Annotated in this window: 19 protein-coding genes and 1 pseudogene; 10 read left to right on the top strand and 10 right to left on the bottom strand. The window is 59.6% G+C overall.

What is annotated here, in order from left to right; translation table 11 throughout:
- Window positions 1–67 precede the first annotated feature (67 nt).
- From ACQY1L_RS17955 to ACQY1L_RS17940, 4 genes and pseudogenes are all read right to left on the bottom strand, one after another.
- Window positions 68–481, bottom strand: a pseudogene (locus tag ACQY1L_RS17955) (nuclear transport factor 2 family protein).
- 81 nt (window positions 482–562) lie between these two features.
- Window positions 563–1,165 (bottom strand): NADPH-dependent F420 reductase, encoded by a 603-nt coding sequence (locus tag ACQY1L_RS17950; protein WP_430245296.1) that lies wholly within the window; start codon window positions 1,163–1,165, stop codon window positions 563–565.
- 29 nt (window positions 1,166–1,194) lie between these two features.
- A complete protein-coding gene (locus tag ACQY1L_RS17945; protein WP_430245294.1) occupies window positions 1,195–1,947 on the bottom strand; it encodes an SDR family NAD(P)-dependent oxidoreductase in 753 nt (250 codons plus the stop codon).
- A gap of 46 nt (window positions 1,948–1,993) precedes the next feature.
- On the bottom strand, window positions 1,994–2,728 hold the full coding sequence (locus ACQY1L_RS17940; protein ID WP_430245292.1) for an SDR family NAD(P)-dependent oxidoreductase: 735 nt from the start codon (window positions 2,726–2,728) through the stop codon (window positions 1,994–1,996).
- 191 nt (window positions 2,729–2,919) lie between these two features.
- On the opposite strand from ACQY1L_RS17940, the gene ACQY1L_RS17935 reads away from it, so the two are divergent.
- On the top strand, window positions 2,920–3,816 hold the full coding sequence (locus tag ACQY1L_RS17935) for a LysR family transcriptional regulator (RefSeq protein WP_430245290.1): 897 nt from the start codon (window positions 2,920–2,922) through the stop codon (window positions 3,814–3,816).
- A 491-nt stretch (window positions 3,817–4,307) separates the two neighbouring features.
- On the opposite strand, the gene ACQY1L_RS17930 is transcribed toward ACQY1L_RS17935, so the two are convergent.
- Window positions 4,308–4,730 carry a winged helix-turn-helix transcriptional regulator gene (locus ACQY1L_RS17930; RefSeq protein WP_430245288.1) on the bottom strand — a complete coding sequence of 141 codons (423 nt, stop codon included), beginning with the start codon at window positions 4,728–4,730 and terminating at the stop codon, window positions 4,308–4,310.
- A gap of 95 nt (window positions 4,731–4,825) precedes the next feature.
- On the opposite strand from ACQY1L_RS17930, the gene ACQY1L_RS17925 reads away from it, so the two are divergent.
- Window positions 4,826–5,551: an SDR family NAD(P)-dependent oxidoreductase gene (locus tag ACQY1L_RS17925; protein ID WP_430245286.1), complete on the top strand. Its 726-nt coding sequence runs from the start codon at window positions 4,826–4,828 to the stop codon at window positions 5,549–5,551.
- 168 nt (window positions 5,552–5,719) lie between these two features.
- On the opposite strand, the gene ACQY1L_RS17920 is transcribed toward ACQY1L_RS17925, so the two are convergent.
- A complete protein-coding gene (locus ACQY1L_RS17920) occupies window positions 5,720–6,631 on the bottom strand; it encodes an alpha/beta fold hydrolase (RefSeq protein WP_430245284.1) in 912 nt (303 codons plus the stop codon).
- A 156-nt stretch (window positions 6,632–6,787) separates the two neighbouring features.
- On the opposite strand from ACQY1L_RS17920, the gene ACQY1L_RS17915 reads away from it, so the two are divergent.
- Window positions 6,788–7,417 carry a TetR/AcrR family transcriptional regulator gene (locus ACQY1L_RS17915; RefSeq protein WP_430245282.1) on the top strand — a complete coding sequence of 210 codons (630 nt, stop codon included), beginning with the start codon at window positions 6,788–6,790 and terminating at the stop codon, window positions 7,415–7,417.
- Between the two features lie 453 nt (window positions 7,418–7,870).
- On the opposite strand, the gene ACQY1L_RS17910 is transcribed toward ACQY1L_RS17915, so the two are convergent.
- The 3 genes from ACQY1L_RS17910 to ACQY1L_RS17900 all read right to left on the bottom strand — a co-directional run bounded on the left by ACQY1L_RS17910 (window position 7,871) and on the right by ACQY1L_RS17900 (window position 10,697).
- Window positions 7,871–8,989 (bottom strand): FAD-dependent monooxygenase, encoded by a 1,119-nt coding sequence (locus ACQY1L_RS17910; protein ID WP_430245280.1) that lies wholly within the window; start codon window positions 8,987–8,989, stop codon window positions 7,871–7,873.
- 53 nt (window positions 8,990–9,042) lie between these two features.
- The gene (locus ACQY1L_RS17905; protein WP_430245278.1) at window positions 9,043–9,492 is read right to left on the bottom strand and encodes a MarR family winged helix-turn-helix transcriptional regulator; all 450 of its coding nucleotides are present in this window, start codon (window positions 9,490–9,492) and stop codon (window positions 9,043–9,045) included.
- Window positions 9,493–9,677: 185 nt separating this feature from the next.
- Window positions 9,678–10,697: a LysR substrate-binding domain-containing protein gene (locus ACQY1L_RS17900; protein ID WP_430245276.1), complete on the bottom strand. Its 1,020-nt coding sequence runs from the start codon at window positions 10,695–10,697 to the stop codon at window positions 9,678–9,680.
- Between ACQY1L_RS17900 and ACQY1L_RS17895 the strand changes: the two genes are divergently transcribed.
- Window positions 10,690–11,358: a glutathione S-transferase family protein gene (locus ACQY1L_RS17895; protein WP_430245273.1), complete on the top strand. Its 669-nt coding sequence runs from the start codon at window positions 10,690–10,692 to the stop codon at window positions 11,356–11,358. The two genes, ACQY1L_RS17900 and ACQY1L_RS17895, sit on opposite strands and share 8 nt — an antisense overlap.
- Before the next feature lie 733 nt (window positions 11,359–12,091).
- On the opposite strand, the gene ACQY1L_RS17890 is transcribed toward ACQY1L_RS17895, so the two are convergent.
- Complete coding sequence (locus ACQY1L_RS17890; RefSeq protein WP_430245271.1) at window positions 12,092–13,102, bottom strand: YeiH family protein; 1,011 nt, start codon at window positions 13,100–13,102, stop codon at window positions 12,092–12,094.
- A gap of 108 nt (window positions 13,103–13,210) precedes the next feature.
- Between ACQY1L_RS17890 and ACQY1L_RS17885 the strand changes: the two genes are divergently transcribed.
- The 6 genes from ACQY1L_RS17885 to ACQY1L_RS17860 all read left to right on the top strand — a co-directional run bounded on the left by ACQY1L_RS17885 (window position 13,211) and on the right by ACQY1L_RS17860 (window position 19,853).
- Complete coding sequence (locus ACQY1L_RS17885; protein WP_430245269.1) at window positions 13,211–14,098, top strand: LysR substrate-binding domain-containing protein; 888 nt, start codon at window positions 13,211–13,213, stop codon at window positions 14,096–14,098.
- Window positions 14,099–14,387: 289 nt separating this feature from the next.
- The gene (locus tag ACQY1L_RS17880) at window positions 14,388–15,938 is read left to right on the top strand and encodes an acyl CoA:acetate/3-ketoacid CoA transferase (RefSeq protein ID WP_430245268.1); all 1,551 of its coding nucleotides are present in this window, start codon (window positions 14,388–14,390) and stop codon (window positions 15,936–15,938) included.
- Complete coding sequence (locus tag ACQY1L_RS17875) at window positions 15,935–16,735, top strand: SDR family NAD(P)-dependent oxidoreductase (protein ID WP_430245266.1); 801 nt, start codon at window positions 15,935–15,937, stop codon at window positions 16,733–16,735. Before ACQY1L_RS17880 ends, ACQY1L_RS17875 begins: the two co-directional genes overlap by 4 nt.
- 3 nt (window positions 16,736–16,738) lie before the next feature.
- On the top strand, window positions 16,739–17,590 hold the full coding sequence (locus ACQY1L_RS17870; protein ID WP_430245264.1) for a MaoC/PaaZ C-terminal domain-containing protein: 852 nt from the start codon (window positions 16,739–16,741) through the stop codon (window positions 17,588–17,590).
- The gene (hutC, locus tag ACQY1L_RS17865; RefSeq protein ID WP_430245262.1) at window positions 17,587–18,357 is read left to right on the top strand and encodes a histidine utilization repressor; all 771 of its coding nucleotides are present in this window, start codon (window positions 17,587–17,589) and stop codon (window positions 18,355–18,357) included. The genes ACQY1L_RS17870 and hutC overlap by 4 nt, the downstream gene beginning before the upstream one ends.
- Window positions 18,354–19,853, top strand: a complete 1,500-nt coding sequence (locus ACQY1L_RS17860; protein WP_430245260.1) for an HAL/PAL/TAL family ammonia-lyase — start codon at window positions 18,354–18,356, stop codon at window positions 19,851–19,853. Before hutC ends, ACQY1L_RS17860 begins: the two co-directional genes overlap by 4 nt.
- Window positions 19,854–19,869 lie beyond the last annotated feature (16 nt).

The raw sequence follows: 19,869 nt of genomic DNA, 5'->3' as shown, positions 1-19,869 counted from the left end.
TTGCAATGAAGGATTTTCGGCTGATCGACCGTCTCCTCAGAGAGCCAATCGCCGCGAATGGCCAGCGCTACGCAGGCCCGGATGCGTCGATCCGCGAGGCTCGCGCCAGTGCCTGGGTGTCGATATACTCTCGAATGCTCGTCAGCTTACCGTCGCGGACCGTGATGGCGAATACCCAATGGTCCTCAAACGTCTTGTTCGTGGCTTTAATCCTTCCGCTCGCGAAGCCGAGGACGAAAACCCGGTCTCCCTGCGCCACGAACTCCCGGGGTTCCGTGGAGGTTTCTATCGACCTGGCTGCCGTCTCCAGCTAATCCGCCAGCCCGGCGTGACCGTTGCGCGTGCCGGCCAGCGGCCAGTCCTCGCCCGGAATGATCCACTCGATATCCTCGGTGACCAGCGCCACCAGAGCCTGCCTGTCGGCTCGGCCGATCGCGGCAAAGAAGACCTTCACGGTCTGGATGTTCTTCTCAATGCTCATGGGAATGTCTCCATTTCGCACGGATCGGTTCGATTTCCATCCGATCCGTACATTGTCGCCGTGCCGGTTGGCACGTCGTGTTCATCCATCGAACTTGACCAGGTCCTTGAAGATCAGATGACCCCAGCTGTTCCCGTGCGCTTGGACGAGCAGTCCACCTTCCGACAGCCCGCCAAGTTTGATCGGCCAGAAGCCGAGATTTTCCGCGAGCGTACCGATCTCCGATGCGGCTGCGTCATCGTCGCTCGCCAGGAACAAGACCCTCCTGCCGCCCTGCACGGCCGGGTCCTGGTCCATGACGGCAGCGACCAGATGGTTGAAGCCTTTAACGAGCCTTGCACAAGAGAATGCCTGTGCGACGACCTGGGCCGAAGGCTGTCCTCCCAGCTCCTCGGAAGACACGCCGTAGGCATTGGTCACATCGACGATTGTCTTGCCCTGCCAACTGGGCAGTGCCTTGGCGACCTCCCGGTGCTGCTCGAAACGAACAGCCAGGAAGACGATGTCCGCCTTGAGCGCATCCGCCAGCTTTTGGGGAATGATCGTCGGTCCGATCGCGGCGGCTGCGGCTGCGAATGTTTCAGGGTCGCGCGTGGTCGCGACGGATACGTCGATGCCATTGCGGGCAAAGGCCTTGGCCAGGGCCTTGCCGATAGCGCCAAAGCCGATAATTGCGTAGCTCATGATGGTTCTCCTATCGTGTGATGCCGGGGTCAGACTTGCGCCATGCCTCCATCGACGGCGAGATCGACGCCGGTGATGAAAGAACTCTCGTCGGACGCGAGGAACGTGACGGCAGCCGCGACTTCCTCTGGCTTGCCGCTGCGACCCATCGGGATCTGCGAAGCAAACTGGGAGGCTGCTTGCTCGGCTTGCTCAGGGGTAAGGCCCGTCGTTGTCGCCAGGGCGGGGGTGTCGATCGGTCCGGGGCTCATTGAATTCACGCGGATTTTGCGGTCTTTCAGCTCCAGTGTCCAAGCGCGGGCGAAGTTGCGCACCGCCGCCTTACTGGCAGCGTAGGTGCTGAATCCTGGCAGCCCCAACACGTTGGAGACCGAAGAGGTCAGGATTATCGAACCGCCGTCATTAAAGAGGGGTAGGGCCTTCTGCACCGAGAAGAACAGCCCCTTCACGTTCACATCAAAGGTCTGGTCAAAATGGGCCTCGGTTGCTGCCGTGAGCGGTGCGATTGTCCCCGCGCCCGCGTTTGCAAAGAGAATGTCGATGTGACCATGTTTCTCTTTCACGACGGCGTAAAGCCGGTCCAGATCTTCCAGGCGCGACACGTCACCCACAACCGTCGTAACGTTTTTCTCGATGAAGCGCGCAGCCTCATTCAACTCTTTCTCCCGTCGCCCGGTGATCACGAAATGCGCACCCTCTTCCACGAAGCGGTTGGCGGTGGCCAACCCGATCCCGCTGCTTCCGCCCGTGATGACTGCGACTTTGCCTTCGAGTTTTTTCATGATGTTTTATCCTTCGTTGTGTTGCCCGGGCGCAGGATCGCGCCGGTCAGAGTTGCGCAAGCCCGCCGTCGACGGCGACTTCGCTGGCGGTCATGAAGCTGCTGTCGTCCGAGGCGAGAAAGGCGGCAACGGCCGCGATCTCCGAGGGATCGGCCATGCGCTGAAGCGGCGTCATGGCGCCATAGGCCTTCTGGCCTTCCTCGCCGAGTGCTTCCTTCGCAAGTTCGGTCGCTGTCGCTCCCGGTGACAGCACGTTGACGCGGATCCCGGTGCCCTTCAGGTCCTCGGACCAGGTCCGGGCCAGGTTACGCACGGCCGCCTTGCTTGCGCTGTAGGCGGTGAATCCGGGAGCACCCGTGGTGCCAGCGCTTGACCCGGTCAGGACGATCGAGCCGCCCTTGCCCATCAGTGGCAGCGCCTTCTGGACCGTGAAGATCGTACCCTTCACATTGGTGTCGAAGGTGTCGTCGATATGCTTGGCGGTGATCTGCCCTAGTGCAAGCGGGCCTCCCGAGCCGGCATTGGCGAAGACGATGTCGAGCGTCCCGCGCTCGGCCTTGACCGCCGCGAACAGCCGGTCGAGGTCGGCCTCATCGGAGACCGAGCCCTTCACCGCGCGGGCATTGGGCCCGAGGTCGGCGACAGCCGCGTCGAGCGCTTCCTGCCGACGGCCATAAACGAAGACGAAGGCGCCTTCCTTGATGAAGCGCTTTGCAGCAGCGAGGCCGATGCCCGTAGCGCCGCCGGTGATAACGGCGGTCTTTCCATTCAATCTGGTCATGTCATGCATCCTTTTGTTGGTGAACATCAAGATAGGCCCGCCGAGGTAGGATGCTCAGTGCGTAAGACCGCATATCGGTGGTGCAAAAACGATCCGGGTGGGAGAATGAATGCGGCGCCCCTCGCGTGCATTACGTCTCATTGTGTTATGATGGCGTTCGGAACGCACAACTGGCGGCGCGGGAATGCACCATGATCGACTGGGATGACATTCGTTACTTCCTTGCCGCCGCGCGTGGTGGCTCAGTGCGGGCTGCCGCCAAGCGCCTCGGGGTGAATCACGCGACCGTACTGCGCCGCATCGCCCAGCTCGAGGAACGCCTTGGCACGCAGATGTTCGAAAAGCTGCCCGCAGGCTACCGCCTGACGGCTGCAGGCGAAGAGGTCCTCGAGTTCGCGGAACAAATGCAGGCGTCGTCGCACCAGCTGGAGACGCGCGTCTTCGGGCGCGACCAGAGCGTGCGCGGGCTTCTGCGCGTAACATTGACGCCGATCCTTGCGACACATCTGCTCATGCAAGACTTCGCCGATTTCGTGCGTCTGCATCCTGATATCGAGATGGAAATCCTATCGTCCGGCGAGCTGGCAAACCTGACCAACCGAGAAGCCGACGTCGCGATCCGCGTCGTTTACGATCGCCAAACCCTGCCGCTCAATCTTCATGGCTTGAAGGGACCAGAGCTCTTCGGCGGCGTCTACATATCCCGCGATCGTCTGGCCGCATGGCATGCGGGCGCGCCTGATCCCATCCGATGGATCGTCATAAGCACGCATGGAATTCCAGATTGGGCCAGTGCGGGTGAGGTTGTTACCACAGGGGCACCCTTCAGGGTCACGGACGCCGCGGCGGAGATCGCGGCGGTACGGCAAGGGCTCGGGATCACGACATTGCCGTGTTTCGTTGGAGATGCCGACCCACTGCTGGTAAGGGTGCCGGGCACTGAGCTAAACATGTACGGAACGCTTTGGCTTCTCACACAGGGGGAGACACGCAAGACGAAGCGCGTGCGGCTCTTCACGGAGTTCATATCCCACCGGCTTGCCGGGCACGCTCAGCTCCTCGCCGGACTGTCCATGTCGCGCGACTAACGCCCAGTTCTGCATGTCAGCCGATTCCGGCCAATATCGCCGTCCCACGCCTTGATGGGATGTGAACCGTCGACCCACCAATTGCAGCGAGCATAATCACCTGTAATAAATGCTATCATGCTCGCACATTTCGACCTGCTACGGTTGACAGAAGCAGTGCTCTCAGCGGTCGGCAAAAGGCCATGGGATGCTTTTGACGAGGTCGCCAGCGCTCTCAATGACGACGCGAGGCGCCATAGGGGAGCCGCGGCATAATCCATGATTCAGCACTACGTATCCGCGTGCGTGGTTACGTGGCTACACAATTGTCAAGGAACCGATACACATTGCCGTTGGCTTCGAGGAAGATAGAACTCCGATGCGTTCTAACGACGGGCGATTGCAACCGGCGGCTTGGATCGCGGTCCACCCGTTGTTTGTAAGCGATACCATCCGACCTATTACGCCGGATACTTGTTGGCGTTCTTGGATGTGATTCCACTCTGAGAAAATTAGTCTCGTACTTGATCGTATTTCTGTTGAGCCCGTTCGATTTCGGGTCCGTATTTCATGGACCAGGCATAGAGAGCCTCGAACGGCTGCTGAAGGGACCGGCCGAGCGACGTGATGGTGTATTCCACGCCGACAGGCGTTGTTGTCGTGAGCACTTCGCGACGAATGAGCCCATTGCGCTCCAGGCGCTTCAGTGCATCTGCTAGCGCTTTGTGCGTGATCCCTTCGAGGCGTCGCATGATCTCGTTGAAGCGTGACGGCCTACTGCACAGGACGGTCAGGATCAGGATCGACCACTTATTGGCGATTTGCTCAAGTACCGGCCTCGCCTTCTCGACGTCCAGCAGAGCCTCAGCCGAGACAGCCTTGTGGCTTTGAGACGTGCAGGCTTTGATGAGCAGACCTTCGCTCTCCATCGGCATAGATATACTCCTTGATATCTGCTTTACAAATAGTGCGTAATTGACCGTAGGTATAGAAATTATATCTTTGCCCCGTCACATTTGATGGAGTTATTATGAGCAGATTAGAAAGCAAGGTTGCCGTGGTTATCGGCGGCGTGGGTGGGATCGGCGGAGCGATTTCTGAAAGGTTCGTAGCCGAAGGCGCACAGGTCTACGCGACCAGCCGCAGTGGAGCTGGGGACGAGTCACAGATCCAAACCGTAAACCTCCAGACGATCCGGGCAGATGCCAGTGATCGAGCCGATCTTCAGCGCGTATTCGAGCAAATCCGATTAGAGCAAGGCCGCGTCGACGTACTCGTCGTGAACGCGGGAATATCCGAATACGCACCGCTTGAAGACATTTCCGAGGATCATTTCGATCGGACATTTGGCTTGAATGTGAAATCCCTCGTGTTCGCGGCGCAAAGTGCCATTAACATGATGCCGACGGGCGGAACGATTGTGTTGATCGGCTCGATTGCGGGAGACATCGGCACCAAAGGCTATGGCGTGTACGGAGCGACCAAAGCTGCAGTCCGTTCGTTTACACGAACCTGGGCTAACGAACTTGCTCCCAAAGGCATCCGCGTTAACGTCGTCAGCCCTGGTCCCACCGATACAGCGATGATGGCCGCAGCCTCTCAAGAAGTTCGCGACGCATTGTCAAATATGATCCCTCTCGGGCGCATGGGCCGACCCGAAGAAGTCGCAGCGGCAGCTCTCTTCCTTGCAAGCGACGAGAGCAGTTTTACGACTGGTTCAGAGATCGCTGTCGACGGTGGTATGGCACAGATCTGATGCCGGACTTCGCCATCGCCGTCGAGAATTGAGTTTGGCGTGCCGCAGGTTAGAAGGCGTGTGCTCATTGAACAGCAGTATGGTCCTCGTTCGCCTACATTTCGTTGCGTGCAGGAATCTTAGGACCTGAAGCAGCTAATCGGGGCGAGAGAGCCGCCCCGACACAAATCACTTTACCGCTTGGGTCGAATTCGCAAATTCTATGAGATCTTTGTTGAAGCGAGAGGCTTCCTCTAGAAAAGGCGCGTGGCCCGATTTAGCGTAGACCTTTGACTGCACGTTTGAATTGATCTCCTTCGCGCGGGAGATGCTGGGGCCAGTCATGACCAGATTGTCTTTGCCACCGTAAAGTAGCAACACGGGCACCCGAGCTTTCGGCAGCCCATCCGCTACATCAACCGTCATTGACGGTACTGTTTCTGTCATCACCCAAGACGCCATCGCGGCATTCGACAGTAGCCGCTCGAAGGTCGCCGCATCGGGTTGCGTCTGAAAGCACAGAGCAAGGAAGGTGCGTACGGCATCGAGGTGCGTTTTCAGATCATCGGATGCTAGCCCCGCATAGACCTCAGGATGAGGCGTGATGAGAGCCGAAGTGAGCTCGATGACGCCATCTACATAGACGATGCCCCCAACTTGTTCGTCACCATAGGCAGCAAGATAGTTCGAAATGACGATACCGCCCAGCGACCATCCTACAACGATCGGCTCTTCGGCGTCGCTCGCTTTGAGCACAGCGGCAAGATCATCAGCCCAACGACGCCCGTCTCGATAGGCGTCTGCGTCATCCGGCTTATCCGATTGCCCGTGGCCACGAAGATCATAGGTGATCATCCGGTATTGCTGCAATTCTGGGCTGCTTGTCTGCTCTTCCCAATTGAGGCGGCTCCCGAGCAGGCCGTGGATAAAGACAATCGGTTTGCCATCAGGATTTCCACTTTCCTGAACGGCGATCTCGACCCCATCCGTCGACTCTACACTGTAATTTTTTCCGGCCGCGTGCACCGCCGACGCCGAAAACACGATCAAGACAGCGAAGTTTAGCGCACACACCAGTCCGGTTAAGCTCTTCAATCTCATCCAATAGCATCCATAGCTGATAGCCAGGGCCTTTCCATAATTTTGGAATGCAGGCCGCAGCAGAGAAAGGGGACGCGATGGCCATCGCTTGATTTGTATCGATCGCTAAACACTAGCAGCTTGATTTTTGATGTCAACTCGTCTTTAGTGATCACTATGGATAAGAACATTCGTAAGCGGCGCAGCGGTCCTCGGACTTTCGACAGAGACGAAGCCATCGAGACCGCGATGCGTCTGTTCTGGCGACACGGCTACGAGGGGGTATCTCTGAACGATCTCACCTCGGCAATTGGCGTTGCTCCACCAAGCCTCTACGCCGCGTTCGGCAGCAAGGCAGGGCTGTACCGAGAGGCGCTGGATCGATATTTCGGAATGCAGGGCGCGTTAACTGATCTCGACGGCGCCACGAATTTGCCGCAAGCTGTAGAAACGATGTTGCATAGTGCGGTCGCCGCTGTGACATCACCAGAGGGCGAGCGTGGTTGCATGGTCTCGAGCGGAATGGTGACTAGTGCGTCGGAGCATTCCGATCTCGCGCGGGAACTGACCGCACGGCGAGATGACATGCGTCACTCGATCTCAAAAGCCCTACTTCGCTGGATCGATAGGGCACGTGCCGACCCTCTCGCTCGTTATCTCGTGACCGTCTTGCAAGGACTGTCTGTGCAGGCCCGAGACGGCGCAACCCATGACGAACTAAAGCAAGTCATTGATCAAGTCTTGGCGGGCGTCTGCGCGACATTGCCACTTAAACCAGCAAGCCAAAACGCTGTTGTTAACGATTGAGGCTGTCTACCCGATTAGCCATGCTCCGGTCCGGCCGTTCGCCGTAGATACGTGCCAATTGTTCATGAAGCTGTCGATGCCTTAAATCCGTGAGGCGAGATAACTTTTCTATGGAAATCCATTTGATGACGGGGCGGACGGGCCCTTACCAGAGACGTGCCCAGGCTGATACATATTGCATTCGGTACCGAACGAGCGCCAGGCTAATGTGGTCCTCGCCTTGACCGGATGTGAACCTTTGACCCGTTAAAAATCAGCAAATGAAACGCCATAGCTTCTTCCTATAGCGCCGATCCGCTACTCTCGAGGAAGCCCGAGTGCTTCCCTCCAGGTCTTTTCATACGCCCGCCTCTGCGATTTTCTTGAGATCATGGCGTCTTCGGCAACAACTCGTCGTACCGTGAAAGATCAGGGCCCTCTGGCTCGCTCGCAAAGAGTTTGGCGGCAATTCCTCTAATGGCCGGCTTGCTCGCGACCTTGAGGACGTTGTGCAGGAGGTTGATGCCAAGGCGTGAATGAGGGTTCATGATACGCGGCGCTATCTTCGGCACCCCCTGCCCCTTTTCGACCAGCGGCCGCATCGCTTCTTCGTAGGCCGAAAATGCGTGTCCGACATCGCTGGAACGGGCAAGTTCGCTCGCGAGCACGTAGCCACCAGTCACTGCCAGTGTGGCGCCAATTCCGGCGAGCGGCGTTGCACCACGCGGCATCGCCGGTGAGCACGACCGGTCCCTTCGACCATCCATCCATGCGGACCTGACGTCGGACGTCGAAGTAGAAGTCGTCGGTGTCGTCCATTGCAGCCAGCACGCGACCTGCCTGCCAGCCAGCGTTTGCGAAGCGTTCGCGCAGATAGGCTTTCTGTTTTTCAGCGCTCCACTCCTGCTCCCCATTTGGCGGCTGCTGAAGCGACAGCATCGCCCGTGTGGTTCCGTGCGTGTCGGGTCGCAATGAGATGCTTCGGCCTTCGGTTGCGTTGTACCAGCGCCACATCCGATCGTCATCCCGCTGTCGAGGTATGGTGAAGTAAGCGATCGTCAGATCCATCCACCGCGGCTCGTTTTCTCCCGGAAAGACAAGCTCGCGGGTCGCGGAGCCGACACCCTCGGCAATGATGATTGCATCGTAGTGTTCGGATCGTTCGCTTGCAAAACTGACCGACACTCCATCTACGCCATTTTCAATCCGATCGATCCAATCGCCAAATCGAAACGTGGCACGTTCGCGGGCCGGCTCATACAACAGATGCGCGAGATCGCCGCGCAAGATCTCCATTTCTGCTGTCGGGCCATCACTTCCGAGTTCGTCGGTGACAAACCTGGCGACCTCTTTTCCTTCTTCGTCGATCCAGATGGTCCCTTCCTCCCCTGTTCCCTGATCCAGGGCAACCTGTTCGAGATCCATTCGGCGTAGCACCTCACGACCGACACCTCGTATATCGATATTCTGGCCACCGTCTCTGAACTCGGAGGCGCGCTCGACGACGGTGACGTCAAGGCCATATTGGCCGAGCCACCAGGCGGCGGTGTTGCCGGCTATGCTGGCTCCAGTAATGAGGATGCGACGAGACATGGGATGATCTCCTTTTCAAAAAGAACATCACACATGATATATTTGTTCCGCTTTTAGCGCTCGAAATTCTCGATCAGTCGCTGAAATAGGTGAACCAACGCGCTTGCCTCCTCGGCAGAAAAACCTTCGAGACCCTTGGCGTTTGCCGATAGGAGCGCGTCGCGGCCGTGTGAGGCTGCTTCCTGGCCGTTGTCTGTCAGTTCAACCAGTGCCGCGCGTCGATCTGTCGGCGATGGCGACCGGCGGATCAAGGCCATTGTCTCCAGCTTGTCGAGAAGCGCCACCATAGCCGGCTGCTTGACAGCCGATGAGCGCACAAGGTCACGCTGGAGCATGGATCCTTTCCACGACAGAAGCATGATCGGACCAATCAGAGAAAGTGATAGTCCGTATGGCCGGAGCTCCGCATCGACAAGCCGGTTGAACACACGGGCAGCGTGGTTCGCAAGATAACCGGGAGCAACCGCCGCCTCCGGATGGATATGATCGTCCTGATCTGACATGGCTCACTCTTAGGACAAGCAAGATCGTGTGGCCAGCTGCCAGTTTGGCCGGCAGTACAGCCCCGATGGAATACGACCCACGACCCTCGAAACGAGATTACAGAGTGCAGCATCCTACGGGGGGTGATCGAGGTGTAGCATTCGATTATTCAAAACGGCCGTCGCCTCGGCCAGCTGCTCGTGCGTCACACAGTCCCAAGCGTCGTCTCGAGGTGCCCCACGATCGCGCGCACTTTCGCTGACGGCCTTGGACCTGCCGGGAAAACTGCATAGACCTCTGCCGGATCAAGACTGTAAGTGTTGAGCAACTGCTTGACACGGCCGTTGCGCAGCTCTTCCCCCGCCATGACCCGTGTCCCTAACGCAACGCCCAGCCCTGCGACCGCCGCAGCCAACACTCCCGGAGCTGAGTTGATCCAAATCCTCGGCTGGACATCGACAGAAGTAACCGTCTCATTTTGGGTGAAACGCCAGCTCTCGCCGCCAAACGAGCCATGCTGAAGAATGCAGTCGTGTCGAGAAAGGTCGGCTGGGGTTGCAGGGGTGCCATGAGAGGAGAGATAGTCCGGCGACGCAATAACAAGCCGCTCGACCAGGCCCAGCTTGCGCGCGCCGAAGGTTGAATCGTCCAAGGGGCCAACATTTATCCGAATCGCGAGATCGACACCGTCCGTGATCAGGTTTTGTCGAGTGTCGCTCATGACGAGCTCCACTTTGAGATCGGGATGCCGAGCCAGGAATGGAGCGAGCGCTGGTATGATCGCGCGAGTACCATACATGAGCGGCATCGCAAGACGAACCACTCCGTGGAGAGAATCTATGCCTCTTGTCGCCTGATCTGCTTCCTCCATTTCCGCGAGCAAACGTTTCGTTCTTTCGAGATAAAACGCGCCAGCTTCCGTCAACGAGATACTGCGCGTAGTGCGCAACAGTAGTGTCGTGCCCAGTCGCGCTTCCAGGGTGCCTACGATCCGCGAAACTGAAGGCTGTGAAAGTTTCAGCTCGCGTGCGGCCCGCGAAAGGTTGCCGCAATCCGCGACGCGAACGAACACGTTCATCTCCTGCCAACGATCACTCATTCGAAATCCAGATAAATGCTTTTCAAAACCAACGGATATACCAACTTTTGTTGATCGCCTAGTTTCCTGCTGCCGATCTTTAATCGCCGGCAAGCAATCATGAAAAGGAGAACTCACAATGGCCATCAAGATTTACGGCGACCCTGGTTCGGGCAGCCGCCGTCGTGTCACGGCAGCAGCGGCCGCCATGGGCATCGAGATCGAGATTGTGGACATCGATCTGTTTAAAGGCGAGAGCCATACCCGCGAGTTTCTGCAGCTTAACCCGCATGGTCTGTCGCCCGTTATGGTCGACGGCGACTTTGTTCTTTACGAGTCGGCTGCTATCAACCTTTATCTCGCTGAGAAAGCCGGAAGCGATCTCGCTGGCAGAACAAGCCGCGAGAGGTACGAGGTCCTCCAGTGGATGTTCTGGTCGGGTGAACAGTGGCGCGTCTTCGCCACCCTCACCTTTGACGAAGTGCTCGCGAAGCGCTTCGTCGGTGAACTCGCTGACGCTGCCATCGTGAAGCTGGCGGCCGACAAGCTACGGGCAGCCGCGGTCGTGCTAGACTCGCACTTGGAAAAGCACAGATACATTGTAGGCGATCGGCTGACGCTCGCCGACTTCGACATCGCAGGCCCTTTCTCGCAGAATGAGCGGACGAAAATCCCGCTCAATGAGTTCCCCAATCTGGTCGCCTGGCAACAGCGCCTACTGGACACAGTCCCTGGATGGGCTGCTACTAAGCGCGAGGTGGATGAACGCATGAACCGTGCTATCGAAGCGGCTGGTGTAGAAATTTAGCAGGTTGGCGCCGGCGTTAACAGGATGGCGACCGGCGCCACGTCGAAGACGCGGATTCGCATACTATTGCTCTTGAACCAAGTCGAACTTACGACCCGCCGTTTATTCCAACCACAATGCGGCCAGCGCCCCACATAAGATGCTCTCGGACGCCGTCTCAGCTATGTTTGGCGATCTCAATACCGACGAGCACCGCCACGGTTCATAAAGCCAATGCTGCATATCAACTTTCACTCATCAGTGCCGCTGGCGGACCCAACGCCTTCTACGAAACTGTGGAACGCATATTCGTAGAAGGGGCCTGAAGACAGGGACTGCGGTCGCCATGGACACCGAGCTCGTGGCGTCCGCAGCCAACGTGATTGTCAATGGTATCATTGAGGAATGAGCGTTCGAGCTTAGTGATTTCCGCACACCCCCTACGGCAAAGTCTCGGTCTGCACGCTGTTGCAAGGTTTCGTAACGTAGTCCCCGGCAAGGACACGGCTTGGCTTCCCAGGCATCTGGGAACGCTCGCTGACGTTAGCTTGCGCTAAGTTGCGGACCATCGGAACCCCAAATAATTAAGAAGACCAACTTGTCTGGATTTGGCTGTCAGTCAGCGTGTAGATTATGTGAGTAAGTGCCTGCGCCCGACGGATGACTCCGATATCCGATGATCTCTATCTCCAGAACCATGAATGGGACGATGTACGAGGCGCAGATGTTGGGACGGGATCGCGTCCGCCGGTTATCATGCCACGACTACTGTCACCAAGAGGTAGCTCATGCCCGCCAGCAACACCAACGAAGCCAAAGAGGCCAGGATGACGCGACCGCCGGCGCTTGCAACAGTTCGCACGTTCACGCAAAGGCCAAGCCCTGCCATAGCGATAACCGTAAGGGCGCTGGACACTGACAGGATGACAGGGATGACGTCGACAGGGATCAATCCGGATGACCGGGCGATGACCATGGCAATGAAGCCGAGAATGAACCAGGGAACTAGGTGACTGCGCCGGTCCCCGGCTTCTTTTCCGACCATCTTCTTCTGCAGGATCCCCAGTGTGAATATAACCGGTCCCAGCATGAGAACACGCAGTAGCTTGATGACCGTCCCGGCTTGCACAGCAACCAGGCCGGCGGGTGCGGCGGCGGCAAGCACCTGCGGTACAGCATATACGGTAAGCCCAGCAAGGGCACCGTACTGCGCGACGCTCAAGCCCGTATAGGTATAAAGAACCGGGAGCGCCAGAACCGCAAATACACCGAGGACCGCAGTGAAGGCAAGAGCTGCGGCGATCTCATCGGAGTCCGCATGGATGATCGGGGCGACGGCAATGATGGCCGAATTGCCGCAAATCGAATTTCCGCAGGCGATTAGCACAGCGAGCCGTGGAGGTAGTCTCAGCAGCCGCGCCACGGCAAAACTGACACAGATCGAGAGCACGACGACGACGATGACGCAGACGATAACCAGTAATCCGGCACCTTGAACGGTTCCGAAGCTGATCGATGCTCCAAGGAGAACAATGCCGATCTCTAGTAATGTCTTTGCCCCAAAATCGATGCCGGGCTGCCAAGATTTTTTGCCAGGTATGGCTGTTCGTGTCGCTATGCCGATGACAATCGCGAATACCAGCGCTTCGAGCAAATTAGCGCCGAACAGGACATGCTCAAGACGCTCCAACAGATAGGCGACACCTGCAACTGCGAGACAAACCATAAGGCCGGGAACAATTCGGGCGCTGTCGACCAATCTCATCTACACACCCGCATTCAGCAACATTAACCCGCAGATTATTCAACTAATGACGTCGACTTCCATCGAATATTCTTCTACGTTTCGTTCGAAGAAATAGAATGATTTCCCATGACATTTGAACAACTGGCAATCTTTGTGGCGGTTGCTGAGCGCGAACACCTTACAAAGGCGGCGGCTGCAATTAACCTCACACCGTCGGCGGTCAGTTCGACGATCAAGAACCTCGAACATCACTACGGTGTCGAACTTTTCAATCGTGTCGGCCGGCGCATCGAGCTGACGGAAGCAGGCCGGATCTTTCTAGGAGAGGCAAGGACGCTTCTGGCTCGGGCGCGCTCGACGGAGCTCGTCCTTGGTGAGCTCGGGGGGCTGCAAAAAGGAACGCTGAGCGTCTTTGCAAGCCAGACAATCGCCAGCTACTGGCTTCCCCCTCGCCTCATGCAATTCCACGCCGCACATCCTGGGATTGATCTTAGGCTAACAATTGGCAATACCCGGACGGTCGCGGATGCCGTCATCAATGGCGAGGCCGATATAGGCTTCGTCGAGGGGGAGCTTGATGAGCCCGCGCTTGCCGCAGCCGTCGTCGCAGAAGACGAGCTCGTCGTCGTGGTTGGGTCGTCTCATCCCTGGGCCAGCCTGGGCACGCTTTCGGCTAGTGATTTCATTGGAGCGAGCTGGTTGATGCGTGAGGTCGGGTCAGGGACCCGCTCCGTATTTGAAGATGCGCTCGCCGAGATCGGCATCTTGCCCCGCGATCTTGATATTGCCCTGGTTCTGCCCTCCAATGAGTCCGTGCTTTCAGCCTTGCAGGAAGGTTCGTGTGCAGCGGCGGTCTCACGGCTTGCGGCGCAACAACACATCGAAGCGGGAAAACTGCTTGAAGTTGAGTTCTGCCGACCGGTCAGAGAGTTCCGTCTTCTCAAGCACAAGGAGCGGCACAGCAGCAAGGCGGCCTTGGCGCTGATCGACTTGTGCCGCCAGCTGAAAGGCTAGCAAGACCTCGGAGGTGAGGCAGTGCCCAAAGCGTGCTTTTAACAAGCATCGCTTTTGTAAAAGACCGGTGGCGGCGGTTGACGGCACTGATCGGCCTCCACTGGCCGGACGAACCCACTCGCGAAAAACAGCGTCTAGGATTGCCATCGCATGTTCAGCCGCGGAATTTCATACGGCGAAGATGGGCATGCTGCGAACGGAAGCTCAATTATTAGACGAAGCCAGAATCTGCCTTGCAAATGATCAAACTCCGTGCCTGTATATACAGGTGCCGCAATCGAAAAGTCATATGAAGGTAATTTCCTCAACTCAAGCAGCAGGTCTTTTGCGAGACAACATGACTGTTGCCGCGTCCGGCTTCGGCGGCTGCTGCCATCCTGAGATGATCTCGGCCGCTGTCGAGGAACGCTATCTTTTAGAGGGCGCACCCCGGGATCTGACGCTGCTGTTTGCCGCAAGCGCGGGTGACCGCAAGACGCGCGGCATGGGCCATTTCGGTCATGAAGGCCTGGTTTCGCGGGTGATCGCCGGCGGTTGGCGCGGGACGCCGCGGCTTGGAGAGCTCGCGCTATCGGAAAAGATCGATGCCTATTGCTGGCCGCAAGGCGTCATTGCCCAGCTCTATCGGGCGATTGCCGCAGGTCAGCCGGGCGTTGTCACCCATATCGGTCTTGGCTCGTTCATGGATCCGCGCCATGGCGGCGGCCGGATGAACGCCCGCACTACGGCCGAACTTGTGGAGCGCATTACCTTACGCGGCCGCGACTGGCTTCTCTATCCGTCAATGCCGCTCGACTGCGTGCTGCTGCGCGGCACAACGGCGGACGAGGACGGCAATATCACCATGGAAGACGAAGCCTTTCCGGTCGACGTCCTCGCCATGGCTCAGGCCGGCCGAAACTCGGGCGGGATCGTCATCGTGCAGGTTAAGCGCATCGCCGGACGCGGCTCGATGCCGGCGGCCGACGTGCGGATCCCCGGAATGCTTGTCGACTACGTCGTGGTCTGTGACGATCCGGCACAGCATGGCGTCAGCTTCGGCGAGACCGACAACATGGCCTATACCGGCCGTTTCCGCGCGGCGGTCAGCAGCATAACCCCGCTTCCGCTATCCGTCGACAAGGTTATCCAGCGCCGCGCGTTTCAGGAACTGGCAGGGCGCGGCCATCCGACCATCAATCTGGGGATCGGCATAGCAGCGGGAATCGGCCGCATTGCCAGCGAAGAGCACTTCGAGGGCTATACCGTGACGATCGAATCCGGCGTCATCGGTGGAATTCCGGCCGAAGAGCTTTCGTTCGGGGCAGCGGTCAATCCGCATGCGATCATCCCGCAAGCCTCGCAGTTCGATTTCTACGATGGCTGCGGCCTCGACATCGCCTTCCTCGGCATGGCCGAAGTCGACGTGCGCGGCGCAGTCAATGTCAGCCGGTTCGGCAACTCCATCATCGGCGTCGGCGGGTTCACGAATATCTCACAGACTGCCGGAAGGGTCATTTACATGGGATCGTTTTCCCATGGGGGCGCCGATATCCAAGTCGCTGACGGCAAGCTTTTGATCGTTACCGACGGCCGGTTCTGCAAGATCGTCGAACGGGTGGCGCAGGTCAGTTCGGATCCTGCTGCAGCGCCGGAAAGCCAGACCCAGATCGTCATCACCGAGCGCGCCGTTTTCCATGTAATCAAGGGCCGCCTGACGCTGACGGAAGTGGCGCCGGGCATCGATCCGAAGACGGATGTCATCGACAGGCTTCCGGCCGGTGTCCCGATCGCCGACCAGCTCACCCAGATGGACCCCCGTCTCTTCGTCCTGTCCGCCATGAAGGATTTCCAGCCATGATCATCGAAGGTGCTGTCGTCATCGTCACGGGATCGGCCACCGGCGTCGGGGCCGCCTGCGTGCAGATGTTTGCCGAAAAGGGCGCCCGCGTCGTCGTCAACTACACCCGCAGCCGCGAGGAAGCGGAGGAGACTGCCGCTGCCTGCCGGGCAATCGGCGCCGAAGTGGAAGTCGTCCAGGCCGACGTCTCGGACGATGCCGCCTGCCGGGGGATGGTCGACAAAGCCGTCGCGCGCTGGGGTCGGGTCGATGCGCTCGTCAACAATGCGGCCGTCACCGTGAAGTCGGACCCGTTCGACCTCGAGACGCTGTCGGCGGAGGATTTCCAGAAGGTCTTCGGCGTCAACGTCGTCGGCGCCTACCAGATGTGCCGGGCCGCCATTCCCGCCATGCGCGCAGCCGGCGGCGGCGCGATCGTCAACGTCTCCTCAAACGTCGCCTTCACCGGAGGCGGCACCTCGCTCGCCTACACCGCTTCCAAGGGTGCGCTGAATGCGCTGACCATGGCACTCGCCCGAACCTCCGGCCCGGATATCCGGGTCAATGCGGTCTGCCCGGGTGTCATCGATACGCGCTGGATGCGCCAGACGCTCGGGACCGACGCCTACGACGCGCTTGCCACCCGCTTTTCCGACACCGCGCCGCTCGGCCGGGTGGCGACGCCCAAGGATGTCGCAGGCGCCGTCGTCTGGCTGGTAGAAGGCGCCGATTTCATCACCGGCGAGCTGCTCTCCGTAGATGGCGGCATTCGCCTGGCCGGGGGCGCCCGCAAGCCTGCTCCGAAGACGGGAGCCTGACCCATGGCCATTTCCGCAGATGCGCTGATGGCGTTTCCGATCCCGCAAGCACGGCAGGCGGTCTCCGCGCGTGATGCAATCCTCTATGCGCTTTCGGTCGGATACGGCGCCGCGCCGGTCGACAAGGCTCATATGAGGCGGACGACGGAAACTGACCTCCTGCACGCCCCGACATTTGCGAATGTCGTCGCCCATGCCGGTCCGTGGATGAAGGACGCCGGTGTCGACTGGCAGAAGCTGGTACATTCGGAGCACCGGCTGACCATCCGTCGGCCGGTTCCGCTCGATCAGCCGCTACTGTCGCGCTCGCGCATGCTCTCGGTCGTCGATCGGGGGCAGGACAAGGGCATGTTCGCGACATTCGAGCGGGTGATCTTTTCTATGGCGGACGAGCAGCCAGTGGCAACGATTATCCAGACCAATGCCTGCCGGAGCGATGGCGGATGCGGATCGGCCGGAACGCCGCCCGATGCCCTCCCCGCAGCACCCCAACGGGATCCCGACGCCGTCTTTTCGATCGAGATGCGTGAGGATGCTGCCCTTCTCTACCGGCTGAACGGCGATCTCAATCCGCTTCACTCCGATCCGGACTATGCCAGGGGCGCCGGCTTTGCGCGGCCAATCCTGCACGGTCTCTGCACTTTCGGGCATGCGGCTTATGCGATCGGCCGGGTATGCGGTTCGGCAGGCCTTGCGGATGTGAGTTCGATTGCCGCCCGCTTCACCGGCATCGTTTATCCGGGCGAGACGCTCGATTTCGAAATCTGGCGCGACGGTCAAGACATAGGCTTCCGAGCAAAGGTGGCTGCACGCGGCGTGACCGCGCTCGACAACGGAACTGCGAGGTTGGCATGACGATACCAAGGCCCAAATCGGCGAGCGATGCGCCGCAATATCTTCGGATCAAGGAAAATATCATGGAGCTGATCGCCGACGGCAAGTTTAAGCCGGGCGATCGCGTCTATTCCGAGAGCGAGCTGGTAACCTCCTTCGGGGTCAGCCGGATGACCGCCAACCGGGCACTGAGGGAATTGATGTTCGAGGGTGTGCTGACCCGTTCGGCGGGTCTTGGAACCTTTGTCTCGTCGCAGCGCCAGGACATCGATCTCCTTCAGATCAAGAGCATCGCCCAAGAGATTTCAAGTCGCGGCCGGCGTCACACCGCCAAGGTACTCTTGGCCCGCCGTATCGTCGCCGACGCAGATGTCGCGCAATCACTGGAGCTTGATCCCGGCATCGAGGTGATGGAGACGCTGATCGTGCATTTCGAGGACGATCAGCCGATTCAGATCGAGGAACGCTACGTCAATCCTTTCGTCGCACCCGATTATCTGTCGAACGACTTCACCCTTGCCACGCCCAACGAATACCTGACCAAAGTTGCACCGATCACCGAGTTCGAACATTTCGTCGAGGCAATCAAGCCTGACGCCACGGTGCGGAAGCTGCTCGGAATCAAGGCAGACCAGCCGTGCCTGCGGGTCTTCCGCCGCACCTGGTCGGGCGATGCAGTGGTGACCTGCGCCCTGCTCTCCTATCCGGGCGACAAATACCGGCTCGAAGCCCGATCTGAGAAGGCCCCGCAAAAACCACTGGCTCTTCTCGAAGGGAGGGAAGAATGACCGCACCCACCGATATCATCACGTTCGCCGGCACGGCCCCGACAATCGGCGATATCGTCGCCATTGCGCGGCACACGGCTCATCTGGTGATATCGCCCGAAGTGGAGGAAAAAATCCTCGCTGCCCGCACTGTGGTCGACCGCTACGTTGCATCCGACGTGCCGGTCTACGGGCTGACAACGGGGCTCGGTGCCGGCGTCGATACACGTCTTGCAACCGAAGACCTGGTTGCCTTCCAGCTGCGCGTGCCGCAGGCCCGTGCCGTCGGCGTCGGATCGGCGCTGCCGCGCGAAGCCGTCCGGGCAATGATGGCCGTCCGGATCGCCGGAATGGCGGCCGGCGGCGCAGGCGTATCGCTGCCAGTGTTTTCGGGTCTCGTCGCCGCACTGAATGCCGGCGTCCATCCCGTTGTCCCGTCGCTGGGCTCGATCGGTGCCGCCGATTTGGCACCGCTCGCCCATATGGGCCGGGCACTGCTCGGAGACGGCGAGGCGGAATTCGGCGGAACGGTGATGGCGGCAGCGGAGGCTTTGTCGAAAGCCGGGCTTGCGACGCTGCCTCTGGCGCCGAAGGACGGCCATGCCATCGTCGTCGCCAACAGCCTGTCCGTCGGCAGGGCCTGCCTCTGCCTAGACGATGTCGAGCGTCTGTTCCAGTGGTCGCTGGCGGGCATCGCGCTCAACTTCGAGGCCTTCCGCGCCAACGTCACCGCCTTCGACGACCGGGCACTGGCAGCACGGCCGGCTTTCGGCCAGCGCGAGACCGCCGCACGGCTTCGCGAACTACTTGCCGGAAGCTCGCTGCTAGCCGATGGCGCGGCGCGGCGGTTGCAGGATCCCTTGAGCTACCGGTGCGCACCGCAGGTCTGGGGCGCCCTCCTCCACGCGATCGGCGAAGCGCGCCAGGTGACCGAGATCGAGATCGCCAGCTCCGGCGACAATCCCGTTGTGCTCCCCGACGAAGGCCTGATCCTGTCGCACGGCAATTTCGACATGACCGCTTTCGTGCTCGCCTGGGAGCGGCTCGGCCAGGCGATGGCGCATTGCGCGGCCGGAACCGCCTACCGGACGATGAAGATCATGTCGGCCGGCATGTCCGACCTGCCGCGCTTCCTGACGCCGCTCGGCCAGAGCCGGACAGGCTTTGCGACTGTCCAGAAGACCGTGTCAGCGCTCGAGGCCGAGATCCGCCATCTGGCGGCGCCCATTTCACTGACGCCCATTCCGGTTGCCGACGGCGTCGAGGATCAGGCGTCGCTGGCCCCGAGCGTGATTGCCAAGACGGGGTCGATCGTCGAACGGCTGCGCTATCTGGTCGCCATCGAGCTGATCGCCTCGGCCCAGGCCGTCGAGCTGCGTGGCGTTGCGGACGAGCTCGGCACCCGCACGCGGCAGGCCTATCAGGCCGTCCGCGAACGCGTTGCGCCGTTGGAGGAGGACCGCGCCCAGGGGCCGGATTTCGAACAGATTGCCGCGCTCATCCGCAGCAGTCCCTGACCGTGCGGGAAAGCGA

Source organism: Neorhizobium sp. DAR64862/K0K3, from assembly GCF_050500185.1.
Lineage (GTDB): Bacteria > Pseudomonadota > Alphaproteobacteria > Rhizobiales > Rhizobiaceae > Neorhizobium > Neorhizobium soli.
Note: the sequence above shows the minus strand (reverse complement) of the source record. Positions and strands in the feature narration are given on the sequence as shown.

Bases quoted from the DNA above. Each gene is read 5' to 3' on its own strand.
- ACQY1L_RS17870 (WP_430245264.1), top strand. From the start codon at position 16,739: ATGGCCATTTCCGCAGATGCGCTGATGGCGTTTCCGATCCCGCAAGCA.
- ACQY1L_RS17890 (WP_430245271.1), bottom strand. From the start codon at position 13,102: ATGAGATTGGTCGACAGCGCCCGAATTGTTCCCGGCCTTATGGTTTGT.
- ACQY1L_RS17875 (WP_430245266.1), top strand. From the start codon at position 15,935: ATGATCATCGAAGGTGCTGTCGTCATCGTCACGGGATCGGCCACCGGC.
- ACQY1L_RS17915 (WP_430245282.1), top strand. From the start codon at position 6,788: ATGGATAAGAACATTCGTAAGCGGCGCAGCGGTCCTCGGACTTTCGAC.
- ACQY1L_RS17860 (WP_430245260.1), top strand. From the start codon at position 18,354: ATGACCGCACCCACCGATATCATCACGTTCGCCGGCACGGCCCCGACA.
- ACQY1L_RS17920 (WP_430245284.1), bottom strand. From the start codon at position 6,631: ATGAGATTGAAGAGCTTAACCGGACTGGTGTGTGCGCTAAACTTCGCT.
- ACQY1L_RS17885 (WP_430245269.1), top strand. From the start codon at position 13,211: ATGACATTTGAACAACTGGCAATCTTTGTGGCGGTTGCTGAGCGCGAA.
- ACQY1L_RS17895 (WP_430245273.1), top strand. From the start codon at position 10,690: ATGGCCATCAAGATTTACGGCGACCCTGGTTCGGGCAGCCGCCGTCGT.
- ACQY1L_RS17925 (WP_430245286.1), top strand. From the start codon at position 4,826: ATGAGCAGATTAGAAAGCAAGGTTGCCGTGGTTATCGGCGGCGTGGGT.
- ACQY1L_RS17880 (WP_430245268.1), top strand. From the start codon at position 14,388: ATGAAGGTAATTTCCTCAACTCAAGCAGCAGGTCTTTTGCGAGACAAC.
- ACQY1L_RS17905 (WP_430245278.1), bottom strand. From the start codon at position 9,492: ATGTCAGATCAGGACGATCATATCCATCCGGAGGCGGCGGTTGCTCCC.
- ACQY1L_RS17950 (WP_430245296.1), bottom strand. From the start codon at position 1,165: ATGAGCTACGCAATTATCGGCTTTGGCGCTATCGGCAAGGCCCTGGCC.
- hutC (WP_430245262.1), top strand. From the start codon at position 17,587: ATGACGATACCAAGGCCCAAATCGGCGAGCGATGCGCCGCAATATCTT.
- ACQY1L_RS17940 (WP_430245292.1), bottom strand. From the start codon at position 2,728: ATGACCAGATTGAATGGAAAGACCGCCGTTATCACCGGCGGCGCTACG.
- ACQY1L_RS17910 (WP_430245280.1), bottom strand. From the start codon at position 8,989: ATGTCTCGTCGCATCCTCATTACTGGAGCCAGCATAGCCGGCAACACC.
- ACQY1L_RS17930 (WP_430245288.1), bottom strand. From the start codon at position 4,730: ATGCCGATGGAGAGCGAAGGTCTGCTCATCAAAGCCTGCACGTCTCAA.
- ACQY1L_RS17935 (WP_430245290.1), top strand. From the start codon at position 2,920: ATGATCGACTGGGATGACATTCGTTACTTCCTTGCCGCCGCGCGTGGT.
- ACQY1L_RS17945 (WP_430245294.1), bottom strand. From the start codon at position 1,947: ATGAAAAAACTCGAAGGCAAAGTCGCAGTCATCACGGGCGGAAGCAGC.
- ACQY1L_RS17900 (WP_430245276.1), bottom strand. From the start codon at position 10,697: ATGGCCATTGTGAGTTCTCCTTTTCATGATTGCTTGCCGGCGATTAAA.